Below are 13231 nucleotides of genomic sequence, written 5' to 3' on the forward strand. Positions count from 1 at the left end.
ATCAGAATGGGATGTCGTCTGACAGTTGGTCGGCATAGTTGCCGCCAGCGTTGTCATTGCCCGGTGCGATTGCCCGATCGGATCCACCGCCCAAAAGCGTGACCTGATCCGCGCGAACGGTGAGATAGGTCTTCCCATCATGCTCGCGGGTGGACAGATCACCGGACACAGCGACGCGCGACCCCTTGGTCAGGTATTGCGACAGGCTTTCGCCGCGCTTACCCCACAGCGCCACGTCAAACCAGAGCGTGCGCTTGCCATCAGGTCCACGTTCCTCGACAGCAACGGGCCAGCCCGTCACCTTGTCGCCGCTGCCAGTCGTGCGGGTTACTGCGTCACGGCCAATGTTGCCGGCAATGGTGATGTTTTTCATGGTCAGGCTGCCTTGCTGAATTCACGGATCGCGGCTTGCTTGAGCGCGTAGACCTTGCGCAGGTGCTCTTTGGTGGCGTCAGGCAGAGCGGCGAGGCGCTGGCTATTGCGGGCGAGCACTTCTTTCAGCGCTGCCTCAGTCTCAGCCTGGTCAATCTCGCGCTCGATTTCAGCGGCTGTCGCGGCGGCGTTCGGAGCGGGCGGCGTCTGCATGGGCTGCGAGCGGCCATCGCGGCCACTGGCGGCGTTGCCGTCGTCATCCTCGGGAGCAACGCCTGTCATCGCCATCAGGCCATAGCGGCGACCATAGGTGATGGCAGAGCCAACACCCTGCGGATCAGGCTTCACCGGGCGCAGAGAGAGCGTGGATCGCACCCACTGGCCGCTCTTGTGCATCAGCATGGTCGTGATGCGGACAACCGACCCTCCCGCCTCCGTCGAGACGGGCTGAATGATGCTGAACCCGTTGGCGTTCAGAGCGCCCTGCACCGCGTCAATCACGTCGGCCAGTTCGGCATACTTCGACTTGAAGTGGTCATTGCGCTTGGTCTTGATCACGTCGCCCATAGCCTTCTGTGCTTCCACGAAAGCTGGCGCCCATGCTGAAATGTCGGCGGACATTTCCATCACTTCGGAGATGATCTGATCGGTCATCACGCGGCCTCCTGCCGGTAATAGCGGGCGCGCAGAGCGGACAGCTTGTCGTCCAGTTCTGCAAGAAACTTGATGACTTCGGCCTCAATGCTGGCGATGCGTTCGGCGTCGCGGTGGAACCGCTTCACGAAAATCTGCAACTCTGCCGGCACACGCGGATCGAAGCTGACGAAATCGCACCAGTCGCGGCCGGTGCAGGCCATCTGCCAGAGCATCTGCGCCTCGTATTGAGCCGGGATGCGCTCCGACAGAAGCGTATCAATGTGCGTGTGGGTATTCGGGCACTTGATTTCGACCAGGCCATCTGCGCCCACCAGGCCGTCGGGCGAAGCAGCCGACATGCCGATCACTGGATGCTCGATCAAGCCGACCTGCTCGACGCGGACGTTGTGCAGGAAGCTGTATGCGTCACGCGCCTGCGGCTCCGTATCGGTGCCCCATTGCATCGCAGGGCTGGTGTATTGCTGCGCCGGAATCCCGGTCAGTCGCTCGACCAGCAATTGCGACATGTAGGCGTCACGGCTGGCGGAATACCCGGATTTCGTGCGGGCGATCACGTCAGCGACGCGCGAGGCAGTCACCTTGCCGACGCGGGCGTTAAGCCATTCGACGCTCCCCTGTTGCATGTCCTGCTCCCTGATATTTCCTGACCACCGGCTTGCCGTTGCGCCATCCGATGACGCGCAGACCGTTGGCCTTGGCTTGCTGTTCGATCACCAGCCGCCGGGTCTTTTCGGCCTTCTGGCTGGCTACGTAGATTTCGTTGAGGCGTTGCATTGCTGCCTCCTACGCGTGCGCCTACACGTGAGGGCGTCACGCCATGCCGAGTGCTTGCAGGTACAATTCCAGGACGGCTTCGTGCTCCTGGCGCTCGGCAGCATCCTTGCGGCGCAAAGCGATGACCTGCTTGATGATCTTCACTTCGAAGCCACGGCCACGGGCTTCGGCGTAAACGTCCTTCTTGCCTGCGTTCAGGTCCGCAATCTCTGCGTCGAAGCGCTCAATGCGCTCCACAATCTGTCGCAGTTCATCGGCTGCTATGCCGGTGCTCGCTACATCATTCACGTATAGCCTCCGCTAATAGCGCCTTGGCTTCCGCCAGCAGAGCTTCCACTTGGTCCAGATCCACCGAACGCGCAGAGCCGCCCACTTGGCGAGCCACTTCCAGTTCATGCGCTAGCCCCCGCATTTCGCGCTCCATGTCCTTGATGGCGTAGGCGGTGAGCGCATCGCGCACGCGCGCATCAAGGCGTTTCAGGCGGTCGCGGGCGATGTTGTAGAGCGTGCCAGGAGCGATCCCGGCCCGCGAAGCAACTCGCCTGCGAGCGTCGTCTATTGATCCGCCGGAGCGCATTTGCTCCCGGCGAACAGCGGCGCGTTCCATGTCGCGCAGCCGGTCAAGATCAGTGATGGCGGCGTCTGTCATTCGCGCCCCCGTTTGCGGATGATTTATCCGCTGTTGCTGGATGCCCCGTCCCATTCGCCTGTGCTCCACTGGTGTTCAGAAAGGAGGCGACTTGGCGAAAGAGACGGAAAACTGGCGATCTGTAGGAGACGTTGCCGCTTTAATCCTTGGCAGGCTGGAGCGGCAGCGTCTCGTCGCGTCTGAAAAGGTGCCGGGAGCCGTCAAAGCCCCCGGCCAGTTTCAGGGAGGACGCGCCCCGTGGGGGCCTCGTGCGGGCGCACGTGAGCGCGCCCGGATCCGGTGAGACAGGCGGGGGGCGTTCATGACGCCCTCCGTTCTTTTTGGGCTGCGAGGTCGGCGAGGACCTCAAACGTGATGCCTCGCACCCGCTTGCGGCGTGCAACCTCGACCACCCGCCGCCAGTGCCGGGGCGGGATGGAGTCGCGGCTTTTCCATGCACTGGTTGTGCCCACGCTGCATCCGATCGCTTTTGCGAACTGGACCGAACCGCCAAGGGCATCGATAACGGATGAAAAATTCTGCATGACGCAAACTAATCTGCATTACGCAATCATCCACGTCAAGCCTGAATTATCAGATTTGCAATCAGCGGCTCTGCATACTGCCGACATGGAAGTGCATGACAGACTCAAGCAGGCGCGCATCGCGCGCGGCATCAAAACAGCCAGGGCTGCCGCTGAGCGGCTGGGCGTCCCCTATGGCACATACTCTGGCCATGAGGCCGGAACACGCGGCATTCGCATGGAGGAACTGAAGGCATATGCCGACGCATTCCGTGTCTCAGCTGCATGGCTGGCATTCGGCGAGGGCGATCCACATGAGCTACCGCCTAGCTTTAGGCTAGAGGTGTACGGTCATGTGGGGGCAGGAGCCGAAGTGTACGGAATTGATGATCATGCGCCAGGGGAGCCTATGGAGGTCTTTGATACAGCCCTCCCTGTGGCAGACGGAACAATCGGCGTCATTGTCCGGGGGGATTCTATGTACCCCAGGTACGATGACGGTGACGTGATCGGGTATTTCCGGGATGGGCGCGACCCATTGGACCTGATCGGCAAAGAGTGCATCGTGAAGCTGGCAGACGGGCGCTACTTCGTGAAACGGCTGCGGAGAGGACGCGCCCAGGGTCTGTTCAACCTCGAAAGCGTCAATGCGCCACTCATTGAGGATGTGGTCGTAGAGTGGGCGGCAGAGGTTCACACCGTCATCCGCTCGGGACAGTGGCGAACCAAGTAGCCACAGACACTCGCTGCGCTTCCTAGCCCCGCCTTCGAGCGGGGTTTTTTATTGCCTGTTATGCACCCGGCAAGTGCGCCTGATTGCGTCACGCAATTTATTCTGCATTTCGCAATTGACATGAGGTCTGCGTTTTGCAATCATCACTCCATCGCCACACGGCATGGAGACCGACATGGGCAACGAGATTCCGCCCCGCTATTTCCTGATCCACGGATCATGCGACGGGCTTGATCCCACCATTGAGTTTGACGACGCGCAGTCGCTGGCCGAACTGGCTCGCCAGATCAATGGAGCGGACGTCGAGACGATATTCCGCGTCTGGGAGTATTCGCACTCCGACGGACAGATGCGCGACGTGACAGAAGACGTTGCGACAGAGCTGGCGTTGAACAGCTACCGCGACTCCGAGACCCCCAGCTTCGCTGCCGTCGATCTGATCGACAGCTACGGCCTCGCTTACTACGGCCACTACCAGTCCAGGCGTTCGGATGGCTACGCCGACTATCGCAACGACATGCGCATGGCTGCGGAGTGAGCGCCATGAAGCACATCGGAATCAATCATGAGCCTGCAACTGCTTCCGGTAGCGTCGTTGATATGCGCGGCATTTACCTCAACGGCATGGCTTCTCTGCCGTCTATAGCGGTCGCCAGCGCCATCGGGGCGCTGACCGGGCACATGATCTGCCACGAAATCGCAGCGTCGTGCGGGCTGGATGCTCGCCGGCACATCGAAAGCGCCAAGGCCGCCATTGATGAACTGCGCGAGGCCGCTGGCCTGTCGCCCATCGATTGGCCTGCCACCGCCAAGCCTGCGGAGTGACCATGACCGCCACCGAATTCCTCTGGCTGTTCGCAGCCTCTTGCATCATCGGCGGCGTGGCTGACTACGCCTGCTCTGTCTGGCTGTGAGGTCAGCATGAACTGGCACAACGACAGGCTCTGCTGCGAACTGCTGATACTGCCGATCATGGTCTATGACTTCGCGCAGTCGCAGTACCCGATCCAGCGCACCGATGAAGAACGCCACTACACGCGCGGCGTACTCAATGGCTGCTATTTCGCCGTGTGGGAACTGATTGAGCATCTTGACCACAAGCGGGCCGAAAAACTTCTGAACCGAGCAATGCGTGTCTGCCGGCAGATCGCCGTCGAATTGAACAACCGGCCCGGCGCTCGCATCGGCATGACGCATTACTACCTGATTGAAGAACTGCTGTCGTCAGGAACGATTGAACTGTGCGCAGGCTCCGCGTTCGGAGACGCGCTGGAAGTTCTGCTGACCGGCGTTCAGGAGCACTTCGCCAAGGAAAAGCTGGACGCCGCCGCGCAAAAGTCCGCGCGAAAGCTGCTCGATATGCTCCGCGACCAGCACGGCTTCTACCGTGAGCACTTCGCCAAAAGGATCGCAGCATGAAGGTTTTGTACTTCACCGGCCCCTGGTGTCAGGCATGCCAGCAGCTGAAGCCATTTGTCGAGCGCGAGACGACCAACCATGGCGTTACGCTGGAATACATCGACATGGGCGAACAGCCCGACGTTGCTGACGCGCACGGCGTTCGCGGAATCCCGGCAATCTCGATTGTCGATGACGCGGACAAGCAGGTTGACCTGATTACTGCCGCGCAGATCCGCATCCGCCTTCCGGCTGCTCTGAAGGAGGCAGCCGCCGCCCGCGCCCACGCAGAGGCCCTGATCGCGCTGACGAAGCGGGAGGCCAGCCATGACTGACGCGCCGCGCGACGTGCCTGCGCAGGAGCGCGAATGCCTGGAGTTTGTCTGATGACAGAGAAAGCGTTTCAGAAGATCAAGGCAGGGCTAGAGGATGCCCGCGATATGCTCGCCGCCGCCCCTGCCGCGCCTGCGCAGGAGCCGGTGACGCCCGATGTAACAGCCCGATTTGTTACGTCCTCCGGGTGCATCCAAGGCTTTCAATCCGTTCCGGTAAGCGCGGTTCGGATGAGCGACGACGGGACGCAATTAGACGTTGATTTGGATTACTGGCCTCCAGCCGCCAGCCCGCAGGTGAAGGTCAAGCCGCTGGTGTGGGAGGAGCATCCCGCCGGGCTGGTCGCGAGCGCCGGCGGGATCGGCGAGGCATACATCATCGACACACGGATTGCGCGCCGTGTGCACTTCATGAAGGGCATGGATCACAACCGGACATACCCTTCCTTGGAGGCTGCCAAAGCCGCCGCCCAGGCCGACTTCGAGCGCCGCGTCCGCGCGTGCCTAGTGGGCAAGATCGTGAACAAGGATCTGGATGGCGGAGGCGACAATGACTGACCAGAAAATCAACGACGGCGGGCCGGCATTTCCCTGGAATGAGAAGCACAGCGATGGATCGCATTACCACGGCAATCCCGGCATGTCGCTCCGCGACTGGTTCGCCGGGCACATCGCCGCCGCAATGATGACTGCGACGAGCGCGGATAGCGACTACCCCAACATCGACTACCAGCGAGATGCTGGTGGCCCAACCGTTGCAGAACGTGTTGCGACCATCGCGTACCGCTTGGCAGACGCCATGCTCCAGGCGCGGGAGGCGAGCAATGACTGACGACATCAAGCTGCTGCCGATGCCGAAGGGCGAGGCCGTTGGGATGTATCAAGCGTGGAGCTACGACCAGATGCAAGCCTACGCCCGCGCCAACGTCCTGCACCACACCGCCACGCTACAGGCCGAGATCGAGGCGCTGCGGGCAGAGTGGGACGCGCTGCGCGCAGAGAGCGCGAACGCCGGAGGTATGTCTGATGAACATGAGCAAAGGTGATGTGTGCGCGCTGGAAGTGGAGGTGATGTCTGTCGATGACCTGAAGGGATCGGCCATCATCACCTATGAGGCGCACGACGGCAGGATTTGCGGTGCATCGGTAGATACGTCGAGGCTCAAAGTGCTCCGCCCAGCCCCGGTCGATCTGGCGACGTGCCCGCTGCCGGCGCAAGCCACCGTCGATGGGGATAATCCAGCGCGGCAAGTGACGGTGCTGGCTCGCAACGGAGATGTGGCATGGGTGCGCGAGCGCGACGGATCGCACAGCACCGTTCTGCTGTCATGCCTGCGCCCCGTTGCGAAATCGGCCACCAATTTTTTTGTCATGCTGCCCGTGCCGGAGCCGCTGAAAGAGCCGCCGGAAAAGGGGACCGCATATTGGTGCGTGAGTGATGACTTCGACGATCTCTGGTGGAGCGAGTGGGACGGCCGGGCCACGGATCAAAGGCGTCTCCAGGACGGTCGTGTCTTCGCAACTCGCGAGGCAGCTGTCGCCGCGCTGATGGAAGCCGCCATCAGGGCAAGGGGGAGCGAATGATTACAGCAGAATACATCCAGCACATGGGTAGTGACCTGGTGGTGGCCAATGCGGCCAGGGTTTCATTCGACAAGGAGAGTGAGTGGGACAAGGAGCACTTCTCCGGCGAGGATGATGTGTACCTAGAGCGGCTGTCCGCCCGCGACGCCAAGCTTATCGCCTACCTGGCCCGTCACAACCACTTCACGCCCTTCACGCACTGCATGATTACCATGCGTGAAACCGTACCGATCTTTGTGGCCCGGCAGCGTTTCAAACACGTAGTAGGTTTCTCATACAACGAGGTGAGCCGCCGCTACGTAGACGACGAGCCGGAGTTCTATGAGCCGGAAGTCTGGCGGAAACGCGCGGACCACGTGAAGCAGGGGAGTAGCGATGAGCCTGTGGAGATGGGCCATAGGACCCGTGAGGCTGTGGCCTGCTACGCCAAGGAAGCCGTGACGCTTTATAATGAATTGCTGCGCCTTGGTACTGCTCCTGAACAAGCCCGCATGGTCCTGCCTCAGAGTATGTTGACGAGTTATTATGTGACCGGCTCCCTGGCAGCCTTCGCTCGCGCGTACACCCTACGCACCCATGAAACCGCACAGCGCGAAATCCAGGACCTTGCGAAACAATGGGATGCGATCATCAGGCCGCTGTTTCCTGTGGCTTGGGGGGCGCTCACGGGAGGCGAGGCATGATCCTTTCTGCCGCCACCATCCGCGCCATCCAGCCGGTCCGCCCGTTCTGCGAGCACACCATTCACAATGGCCGCTCCTACGGCCTATCGCACGCAGGCTATGACGTGCGCATCAAACAGGACGTTTTCCTGCGCGCCGGCGAGTTCTCGCTGGCGTCAACCGTCGAGCACTTCGAGATGCCCGACGACGTGCTGGCTATCGTCCACGACAAGAGCACATGGGCACGGCAGGGGTTGTCTGTGTTTAATACGGTGATCGAGCCAGGATGGCACGGCTGGCTGACCCTTGAGCTGAAAAACCAGCACCACACCAACCACATCAGGATCGCGGCAGGCGATCCGATTGCGCAGGTTGTGTTCCAGCGGCTCGACATGCCGACGGTTCCATACGCCGGTAAATATCAATCACAGCCTGACCGACCCGTTGAGGCCATCCTTGAAAGGAGCGCGGAATGACCACAGCAAAAGTCGCGCGCGTTTTCACGCCTGAGCAGGTTGCAGAAATATGGGGCTGCACGGGCAACCACGTCCGCAACCTGATAAAGCGCGGCGAACTCCGCGCTTTCCGGTTAGGCTCCAAACTGATTAGAATCCCGGCTGACGCCATCGCAGAGTATCAGGCATGCCAGATTACAGCATCGGACGCCTCAACGGGCGATACGTCGTCTCATGGTGGATTGACGGGAAGCGAAAGCGTTATCGTCTTAAAGCACTCAACGCGAAGGACGCGGAGCGCGAGGCGCTAGACACGATCCGCAGGGATGCTGGCAATCCCGACACGGGAACCATTGCCGATATATGGGATGCCTACCGTGCAGAAAAGGAAGGACGGCGTGTGGCAGAGGCCATGCGCCATGAATGGAAGGCCATAGGGCCTTTCTTCGGCCACCTTCGCCCAGAGCAGGTCACGACGGCCAAGTGCCGGGATTACACAGCAGCCCGGCGCAAGGCAGGCAAGCATGATGGCACGATATGGACTGAATTAGGCCACCTGCGCACGGCGCTGGTGTGGGCGCTTGGCCGGGACAAAGCCCCACGCATTGACCGGCCTGCGAAGCCAGCCCCAAAAGAGCGATACCTTACGACGGCTGAAATCGCGCGGCTGCTTGACGCGCCGATGGCGCATCACATCAGGTTGTCGATCCTGCTCATGCTGTCCACCGCCGGGCGCGTCGGCGCTGTGCTCGAATTGACGTGGGATCGCGTGGACATGGAACGCGGCCAGATAAACTTGCGCACGGATGCGACAGGGCCGCGCAAGGGCCGGGCAATTGTCCCGATGAACGCCGGGCTTCGCGCTGCGCTAGAACATGCCCGATCTGGTGCGCTGACGGATCATGTCATCGAATGGGCGGGCCGGCCGGTCAAAAGCATCAAGACGGGGTTTAACGCCGCCGTTGCTGCCGCTGGACTTGAAAACGTGACGCCCCACGTCCTGCGCCATACAGCCGCCGTTCATCTGGCGGCGGCAGGAGTGCCGATGGCGCGCATTAGTCAGTACCTGGGCCACAGCAGCACGGCAGTAACAGAACGGGTCTATGCGCGCTTTTCGCCAGACCATCTGCGTGATGAGGCTGAAATACTGGATTTCACGAGCATCAAGCGTATTGCATGACGCTAGCCATATTTTACGGAGTGCTCGCAGGTTCATTGAACCTGGACAGGCGGCGAATGGCTGAATCAGGTTCGGAAAAGCGCATTGTAAAGTCTGCTCTTTTCGCCAGAACGCAAGAGATTCAACGATCCGCCGCCTGCTCATAACGGTCTGGTTGCAGGTTCGAGTCCTGCCGGGCCCACCATAAAATCAATGACTTAGGCTAAAATTGCGGAGTGCTCGCAGGTTCATTGAACCTAACGCCCGTCATCTCGGCCCTATCTCAAACAGCCTGTCGAGCCTGTCAGCCAGCCGGCCAATCGCCTGGCTGATGCGATCCTCCATCTCGCGCATGGCCTTTGCGGTGACGTAGGTTTGGGCAACCTCGACCCTGAACGCGTCCAACTCACGCGACTGCTGGTTGATCTGGGATTGAAGCTTCCACACAACTCCGCTGAGCACAGACATAATGGCGACGACGGCGGCAATCTCCTGCCAAGCTGCTAGCTCCATGCGTGCCACCTCACTCGCACCAGGCCTTGCGGCGTGCATTCGATGCTTTCACTTCGCCAATCGTCTCGGCAGTGTCGTGCTGGCTCCAGCTAATCGCGCGCCATTGAGCGCACGTCGCTTCAGTCCCTACGCCACCCGTCGTCGCGGCGCAGGCAGTCAGGATCGGCAGCACAGCGGCGAGCGTCAGCATCAGCGCGATTCGCTTCATCGGTAAGCCCTCTTTCAATGTGGATTTGCCGGGCGGTGGCGTCGGCCTTGCCGCGCTCATAGGCCAGATCATTGATGCGCCACGCGAGCAGCGCGAGCACCGCGACAGCGCCAATCGCGGCCACAGTGCGCCAGTGAGTGAGAATGAATGCAATCATGCCGCCACCGCATAGCCTAGCGCGTCAGCCACCTGCGCCGCCTTGCGCTGCTGCTGCGCCCGCCAGATAGCGCCGCCGACAGCAAGCGCCACGCCAGCGACAACCAGCACGGCGACGATGCCATTGACAGTGGCAGACCCGCCGGCAAGAGGCGTCAGCGCATCACGAGCACCTTCAAGCGCCCCGCCGATCACGCCGAGCACAGACCCGCCGCCGATAGCCGCGTCAGCCATGCCGCTGGATGGCAACGGGCGTGCATCCTCGACATTCGCTTTGGCGGACATGCCTGGCTCGACGACGGTGACAGCCGGACCTACCTTGCCACGCGCCCACTGCTGGCCCGTTCTGAGCACGTCAGAGACGCGCCGCGACCAGCCCTTTCCGAACGTCGGCCAGGTTTTGAGTGCCTGAAGGAAAGCCATGCGACGCGCGCAAATGTCGGCAATCAGCGCGTCATGGTCTTTCACGTCCCAGCACGCGGCGATGGTCGCATTGCCGATGATGCCGTCCACGCGGACACCCAGCGCTCGCTGAAGCCACTTTGCCGACTGAGCGACGCCGCTATTCACCGCGCCGTCAAAGACGACGTAATCCACACCAGGCGGCAGGTCGTCTCCGCGGATTTTCTCCCAATACTGCTGACGATAGATCGCCTGCAATTCGGCGTCAGTGATCTGCCGGACGGACCGAGTAGGCAGACCACGCCGCTTGCGCTCGGCATCATAGACCCGCTGGGTGACGCCACGGTTGGTAGCGCCGCCAGGGTCTGCCGGATGGTTCACGTAGCCGCCTTCGTGCTTCAGCACGGCGGAAAGAGCCTCTTTGTACGTTGATGCAGCCATGTGGAGCACCCATAAAAAAGCCCGCCGAAGCGGGTCAGATGGTCAGGATTGCGAGCCCCCAGAGCGCGCCGGTTAGCGCCTCTGCGAGCCATATCGGGTTGTGCGGTCGGAGCCGCCATGCTGCCTCGTATGCGACCACAATCAACGCCGCGAACGGAAAGGCGAGCAGGGCAGGCCACGCGCTGCCATAGACAAGAGCGATGCCGGCGAACGCAGGCAAGGCGAGCAAATTTCGCGCCCAGAAGGCCAGCGGGATGCGCCCGCGCGACCAGTCCAGCAACATCGCCTCGAACCAGCCCGGCGAGCGATCCGGCATGAATCGCCCCATGCCGATCAGATGGCCCCATGACGGGGTGGCCCAGAGCAGATAGCCAAGCGCCCAGATAGCGCCGAGCAGCGCCGATCCAGTCTGCATGACGGCAGCACCGGCAACCAGCGGCGTTACGTACCAGAGCGCCCGCCCAGGGAGCCAGCGGGGCCGCCAGCGGTCGTCACCACGCATCCGGTTCAGGACTGCGCACAGCAGGACGACCAGCACCGCCGTCATCGCCCGCCCTCATAGTGGTAGCGCACCACGTCGTGCAGGCGGGAAGCACTATCCCGGCCCGCGCACGCGGTCAGGGCGGCCAGCGCAAGGGCCGCCATCGTCATTCGGAGCCACATAGTATCCTCCGACAAAAAAAGCCCGCCAGAAGGCGGGCTGTTGTCCGGGGTGTGCTGCTGGTCACAGCGCTGCGGCGTCTGCCCACATCGCGTCGATCTGCTCCGGCGTCAGGCCGAGCGCCGACCCGATCTGGTCAATCAGCGGGTGGCTGCGCTCGTAGATCGTGGCGTCCTGCCACTCGATCAAAGCGACCTCCCGATCTGTCGGGTCCGGGATCGCCGCAATCGCGTCCTCCACCTGCGACGTGGAGATGCCAGCATACAGCAGTCCGAGGCGCAGCTGGCGGCGCGTCAGTGGCGGGATGGCTTGCGGCTGTGGCTCTGGCTCAGGCTCAAAGGGCAGCGCGTCGCCGAGACGGGCCGCTTCAGCCACGGCTTCATCCCAATAGGGATCAGATGGGATGACGTGGTACGGAAGCCCGTTCAGGTCGGCCACAAAGGTTCCGTCCGGTCGCCGATAGATGAGTAGGATCGTCATGCGATGCTCCATGCGAGACCGCTGTGGTAGATGTTCGACATGGGGACGCCAACCGTCGCCCCCCCTGCCGCTATGCCTGCGCTAACCGGGCCCGAGATCACACCAGACGCATTATAGGTGATCAAAAAATATGCGTATGTGCCGCCTGCCGGAAGGATTGCGGGCTGTCCCGGCGCACTGGACTGGAATGGGAGCCAGATGCCAGTGCCGATCGTGGATTTCGGGAGCGGAGCGGCTCCGAGTGTCGTGCGGGCCGCCGCAGCATCCGCATCGTCCAGAAGCGTGCGGGCGAATGCCGACAGCGTCGTATACGTCATTGACGACGCGCCGTTGAAATACGGCAAACGGTCTGCGGCAGCCGATACGCCGGACAGCGCCGTCAGGTTTGCATGCGACTGCTGTGCCTCAATGGCTGTGCGCGCACCTGACTGGCTTGCTGCTGTGAGCACACTCCTGCCGGTACTCGTAACGCCAAGGTTCGTCAGGGCGTTGGTGCGTTGCGTACTGTTCAGGCCCTGAGAGTCGGTGTCGTAGCGAACAGCGGCGTCGGCCATCGCCAAACTAGCGACAGATGCGGCGTCGAGCGAAATCGTCCTGTTGGAAGTGAGGTCGCCGCCGCCTGTCAGACCCGTTCCGGCAGAGATGGTGACGCTGGCGTTAGCCTTGCCATTCAGCGCGGCCTGCGTGGCGCTGCTGACCGGCTTGGCGAGGTCAGACGTGTTGTCAACGTTGCCGAGGCCAACGTCGGCCTTGGTCAGCGTCACCCACCCTGTGTCATAATCGGTTGAAGACGTCTTGGATAACACCTGCCCGGAGGAGCCCCCAGGCGCAACGCCAGGACCGGTGTCGCCCTTACCGAACGGAATACCGGGAGACCACCCCGAGGCTCCCTCACGAATATACAGCAGCCCTTCATCCGTAGACAGGAACGAAAACCCAACAGGCTCGCTGTCGTAAAGGCTTCTGTCTGCTAGTGGCCCTGTAGCGTTAACAGTAAAGCTGGCGCCTTGATCGCCTTTGTCTCCCTTAGGTCCCTGAGGCCCCATAGGACCTACCGAGCCCTGGGGACCAGGCACACCCTGGTCTCCCTTA

24 protein-coding genes and 1 pseudogene are annotated in these 13231 nt (G+C 61.8%); 13 read left to right on the plus strand and 12 right to left on the minus strand.

From position 1 onward, the window contains the following. Nucleotide 1 precedes the first annotated feature (1 nt). The 6 genes from ACFFJB_RS14785 to ACFFJB_RS14810 are packed head-to-tail and all read right to left on the minus strand — an operon-like array spanning nucleotide 2 to nucleotide 2506. Nucleotides 2–373 carry a single-stranded DNA-binding protein gene (locus ACFFJB_RS14785; RefSeq protein ID WP_376829173.1) on the minus strand — a complete coding sequence of 124 codons (372 nt, stop codon included), beginning with the start codon at nucleotides 371–373 and terminating at the stop codon, nucleotides 2–4. A 2-nt stretch (nucleotides 374–375) separates the two neighbouring features. Beyond that, complete coding sequence (locus tag ACFFJB_RS14790; protein WP_376829175.1) at nucleotides 376–1026, minus strand: ERF family protein; 651 nt, start codon at nucleotides 1024–1026, stop codon at nucleotides 376–378. After that, entirely contained in the window at nucleotides 1026–1652 is a 627-nt protein-coding gene (locus ACFFJB_RS14795) for a lambda exonuclease family protein (RefSeq protein WP_376829177.1), read from the minus strand. Before ACFFJB_RS14795 ends, ACFFJB_RS14790 begins: the two co-directional genes overlap by 1 nt. After that, the gene (locus tag ACFFJB_RS14800; RefSeq protein ID WP_376829179.1) at nucleotides 1624–1803 is read right to left on the minus strand and encodes a hypothetical protein; all 180 of its coding nucleotides are present in this window, start codon (nucleotides 1801–1803) and stop codon (nucleotides 1624–1626) included. The genes ACFFJB_RS14795 and ACFFJB_RS14800 overlap by 29 nt, the downstream gene beginning before the upstream one ends. Nucleotides 1804–1839: 36 nt before the next feature. Beyond that, nucleotides 1840–2091, minus strand: a complete 252-nt coding sequence (locus ACFFJB_RS14805) for a DUF2312 domain-containing protein (protein ID WP_376829181.1) — start codon at nucleotides 2089–2091, stop codon at nucleotides 1840–1842. Then, nucleotides 2084–2506 carry a hypothetical protein gene (locus tag ACFFJB_RS14810; RefSeq protein ID WP_376829183.1) on the minus strand — a complete coding sequence of 141 codons (423 nt, stop codon included), beginning with the start codon at nucleotides 2504–2506 and terminating at the stop codon, nucleotides 2084–2086. Before ACFFJB_RS14810 ends, ACFFJB_RS14805 begins: the two co-directional genes overlap by 8 nt. A gap of 300 nt (nucleotides 2507–2806) precedes the next feature. On the opposite strand from ACFFJB_RS14810, the gene ACFFJB_RS14815 reads away from it, so the two are divergent. From ACFFJB_RS14815 to ACFFJB_RS14875, 13 genes and pseudogenes are all read left to right on the plus strand, one after another. Next, entirely contained in the window at nucleotides 2807–3688 is an 882-nt protein-coding gene (locus tag ACFFJB_RS14815; RefSeq protein ID WP_376829198.1) for a LexA family transcriptional regulator, read from the plus strand. A gap of 175 nt (nucleotides 3689–3863) precedes the next feature. Continuing rightward, the gene (locus ACFFJB_RS14820) at nucleotides 3864–4226 is read left to right on the plus strand and encodes a hypothetical protein (RefSeq protein WP_376829185.1); all 363 of its coding nucleotides are present in this window, start codon (nucleotides 3864–3866) and stop codon (nucleotides 4224–4226) included. A 5-nt stretch (nucleotides 4227–4231) separates the two neighbouring features. Beyond that, nucleotides 4232–4513, plus strand: a complete 282-nt coding sequence (locus ACFFJB_RS14825) for a hypothetical protein (protein ID WP_376829187.1) — start codon at nucleotides 4232–4234, stop codon at nucleotides 4511–4513. Between the two features lie 96 nt (nucleotides 4514–4609). Then, the gene (locus tag ACFFJB_RS14830; protein WP_376829189.1) at nucleotides 4610–5107 is read left to right on the plus strand and encodes a hypothetical protein; all 498 of its coding nucleotides are present in this window, start codon (nucleotides 4610–4612) and stop codon (nucleotides 5105–5107) included. Beyond that, the gene (locus tag ACFFJB_RS14835; RefSeq protein ID WP_376828558.1) at nucleotides 5104–5421 is read left to right on the plus strand and encodes a thioredoxin family protein; all 318 of its coding nucleotides are present in this window, start codon (nucleotides 5104–5106) and stop codon (nucleotides 5419–5421) included. The genes ACFFJB_RS14830 and ACFFJB_RS14835 overlap by 4 nt, the downstream gene beginning before the upstream one ends. A 228-nt stretch (nucleotides 5422–5649) precedes the next feature. After that, nucleotides 5650–5976 carry a hypothetical protein gene (locus ACFFJB_RS14840; protein WP_376828560.1) on the plus strand — a complete coding sequence of 109 codons (327 nt, stop codon included), beginning with the start codon at nucleotides 5650–5652 and terminating at the stop codon, nucleotides 5974–5976. Further along, nucleotides 5969–6250 carry a hypothetical protein gene (locus tag ACFFJB_RS14845; protein WP_376828561.1) on the plus strand — a complete coding sequence of 94 codons (282 nt, stop codon included), beginning with the start codon at nucleotides 5969–5971 and terminating at the stop codon, nucleotides 6248–6250. Before ACFFJB_RS14840 ends, ACFFJB_RS14845 begins: the two co-directional genes overlap by 8 nt. After that, a complete protein-coding gene (locus tag ACFFJB_RS14850) occupies nucleotides 6243–6464 on the plus strand; it encodes a hypothetical protein (RefSeq protein WP_376828563.1) in 222 nt (73 codons plus the stop codon). Before ACFFJB_RS14845 ends, ACFFJB_RS14850 begins: the two co-directional genes overlap by 8 nt. Then, the gene (locus tag ACFFJB_RS14855) at nucleotides 6445–7002 is read left to right on the plus strand and encodes a hypothetical protein (protein WP_376828565.1); all 558 of its coding nucleotides are present in this window, start codon (nucleotides 6445–6447) and stop codon (nucleotides 7000–7002) included. The genes ACFFJB_RS14850 and ACFFJB_RS14855 overlap by 20 nt, the downstream gene beginning before the upstream one ends. Then, a complete protein-coding gene (gene thyX, locus ACFFJB_RS14860; RefSeq protein WP_376829190.1) occupies nucleotides 6999–7685 on the plus strand; it encodes an FAD-dependent thymidylate synthase in 687 nt (228 codons plus the stop codon). Before ACFFJB_RS14855 ends, thyX begins: the two co-directional genes overlap by 4 nt. Beyond that, nucleotides 7682–8140 carry a dCTP deaminase gene (locus ACFFJB_RS14865; protein ID WP_376828571.1) on the plus strand — a complete coding sequence of 153 codons (459 nt, stop codon included), beginning with the start codon at nucleotides 7682–7684 and terminating at the stop codon, nucleotides 8138–8140. The genes thyX and ACFFJB_RS14865 overlap by 4 nt, the downstream gene beginning before the upstream one ends. Beyond that, nucleotides 8137–8292: pseudogene (locus ACFFJB_RS14870) on the plus strand (helix-turn-helix domain-containing protein); the annotation flags it as partial. The gene ACFFJB_RS14865 and the pseudogene ACFFJB_RS14870, both read left to right, overlap by 4 nt. A 14-nt stretch (nucleotides 8293–8306) precedes the next feature. Beyond that, nucleotides 8307–9299: a tyrosine-type recombinase/integrase gene (locus ACFFJB_RS14875; protein ID WP_376828572.1), complete on the plus strand. Its 993-nt coding sequence runs from the start codon at nucleotides 8307–8309 to the stop codon at nucleotides 9297–9299. Between the two features lie 246 nt (nucleotides 9300–9545). On the opposite strand, the gene ACFFJB_RS14880 is transcribed toward ACFFJB_RS14875, so the two are convergent. From ACFFJB_RS14880 to ACFFJB_RS14905, 6 genes are all read right to left on the minus strand, one after another. After that, nucleotides 9546–9791, minus strand: a complete 246-nt coding sequence (locus tag ACFFJB_RS14880) for a hypothetical protein (protein WP_376832463.1) — start codon at nucleotides 9789–9791, stop codon at nucleotides 9546–9548. A 119-nt stretch (nucleotides 9792–9910) separates the two neighbouring features. Continuing rightward, on the minus strand, nucleotides 9911–10156 hold the full coding sequence (locus ACFFJB_RS14885; protein WP_376832465.1) for a hypothetical protein: 246 nt from the start codon (nucleotides 10154–10156) through the stop codon (nucleotides 9911–9913). Further along, nucleotides 10153–10998 (minus strand): glycoside hydrolase family 108 protein, encoded by an 846-nt coding sequence (locus ACFFJB_RS14890; RefSeq protein ID WP_376832466.1) that lies wholly within the window; start codon nucleotides 10996–10998, stop codon nucleotides 10153–10155. The genes ACFFJB_RS14885 and ACFFJB_RS14890 overlap by 4 nt, the downstream gene beginning before the upstream one ends. Nucleotides 10999–11032: 34 nt before the next feature. Continuing rightward, on the minus strand, nucleotides 11033–11545 hold the full coding sequence (locus tag ACFFJB_RS14895) for a hypothetical protein (protein WP_376832468.1): 513 nt from the start codon (nucleotides 11543–11545) through the stop codon (nucleotides 11033–11035). 177 nt (nucleotides 11546–11722) lie between these two features. Then, nucleotides 11723–12139 (minus strand): hypothetical protein, encoded by a 417-nt coding sequence (locus tag ACFFJB_RS14900; protein ID WP_376832470.1) that lies wholly within the window; start codon nucleotides 12137–12139, stop codon nucleotides 11723–11725. After that, nucleotides 12136–12903, minus strand: coding sequence for a hypothetical protein (locus tag ACFFJB_RS14905; protein WP_376832472.1), 768 nt, complete (start codon nucleotides 12901–12903; stop codon nucleotides 12136–12138). Before ACFFJB_RS14905 ends, ACFFJB_RS14900 begins: the two co-directional genes overlap by 4 nt. Between the last annotated feature and the right edge of the window lie 328 nt (nucleotides 12904–13231).

The sequence above is a fragment of the Camelimonas abortus genome (assembly GCF_042432745.1).
Taxonomy (GTDB): domain Bacteria; phylum Pseudomonadota; class Alphaproteobacteria; order Rhizobiales; family Beijerinckiaceae; genus Camelimonas; species Camelimonas abortus.

Bases quoted from the DNA above. Each gene is read 5' to 3' on its own strand.
- ACFFJB_RS14785 (WP_376829173.1), bottom strand. From the start codon at position 373: ATGAAAAACATCACCATTGCCGGCAACATTGGCCGTGACGCAGTAACC.
- ACFFJB_RS14790 (WP_376829175.1), bottom strand. From the start codon at position 1,026: ATGACCGATCAGATCATCTCCGAAGTGATGGAAATGTCCGCCGACATT.
- ACFFJB_RS14795 (WP_376829177.1), bottom strand. From the start codon at position 1,652: ATGCAACAGGGGAGCGTCGAATGGCTTAACGCCCGCGTCGGCAAGGTG.
- ACFFJB_RS14800 (WP_376829179.1), bottom strand. From the start codon at position 1,803: ATGCAACGCCTCAACGAAATCTACGTAGCCAGCCAGAAGGCCGAAAAG.
- ACFFJB_RS14810 (WP_376829183.1), bottom strand. From the start codon at position 2,506: ATGGGACGGGGCATCCAGCAACAGCGGATAAATCATCCGCAAACGGGG.
- ACFFJB_RS14815 (WP_376829198.1), top strand. From the start codon at position 2,807: ATGCCTCGCACCCGCTTGCGGCGTGCAACCTCGACCACCCGCCGCCAG.
- ACFFJB_RS14820 (WP_376829185.1), top strand. From the start codon at position 3,864: ATGGGCAACGAGATTCCGCCCCGCTATTTCCTGATCCACGGATCATGC.
- ACFFJB_RS14825 (WP_376829187.1), top strand. From the start codon at position 4,232: ATGAAGCACATCGGAATCAATCATGAGCCTGCAACTGCTTCCGGTAGC.
- ACFFJB_RS14830 (WP_376829189.1), top strand. From the start codon at position 4,610: ATGAACTGGCACAACGACAGGCTCTGCTGCGAACTGCTGATACTGCCG.
- ACFFJB_RS14835 (WP_376828558.1), top strand. From the start codon at position 5,104: ATGAAGGTTTTGTACTTCACCGGCCCCTGGTGTCAGGCATGCCAGCAG.
- ACFFJB_RS14840 (WP_376828560.1), top strand. From the start codon at position 5,650: ATGAGCGACGACGGGACGCAATTAGACGTTGATTTGGATTACTGGCCT.
- ACFFJB_RS14845 (WP_376828561.1), top strand. From the start codon at position 5,969: ATGACTGACCAGAAAATCAACGACGGCGGGCCGGCATTTCCCTGGAAT.
- ACFFJB_RS14850 (WP_376828563.1), top strand. From the start codon at position 6,243: ATGACTGACGACATCAAGCTGCTGCCGATGCCGAAGGGCGAGGCCGTT.
- ACFFJB_RS14855 (WP_376828565.1), top strand. From the start codon at position 6,445: ATGAACATGAGCAAAGGTGATGTGTGCGCGCTGGAAGTGGAGGTGATG.
- thyX (WP_376829190.1), top strand. From the start codon at position 6,999: ATGATTACAGCAGAATACATCCAGCACATGGGTAGTGACCTGGTGGTG.
- ACFFJB_RS14865 (WP_376828571.1), top strand. From the start codon at position 7,682: ATGATCCTTTCTGCCGCCACCATCCGCGCCATCCAGCCGGTCCGCCCG.
- ACFFJB_RS14875 (WP_376828572.1), top strand. From the start codon at position 8,307: ATGCCAGATTACAGCATCGGACGCCTCAACGGGCGATACGTCGTCTCA.
- ACFFJB_RS14880 (WP_376832463.1), bottom strand. From the start codon at position 9,791: ATGGAGCTAGCAGCTTGGCAGGAGATTGCCGCCGTCGTCGCCATTATG.
- ACFFJB_RS14885 (WP_376832465.1), bottom strand. From the start codon at position 10,156: ATGATTGCATTCATTCTCACTCACTGGCGCACTGTGGCCGCGATTGGC.
- ACFFJB_RS14890 (WP_376832466.1), bottom strand. From the start codon at position 10,998: ATGGCTGCATCAACGTACAAAGAGGCTCTTTCCGCCGTGCTGAAGCAC.
- ACFFJB_RS14895 (WP_376832468.1), bottom strand. From the start codon at position 11,545: ATGACGGCGGTGCTGGTCGTCCTGCTGTGCGCAGTCCTGAACCGGATG.
- ACFFJB_RS14900 (WP_376832470.1), bottom strand. From the start codon at position 12,139: ATGACGATCCTACTCATCTATCGGCGACCGGACGGAACCTTTGTGGCC.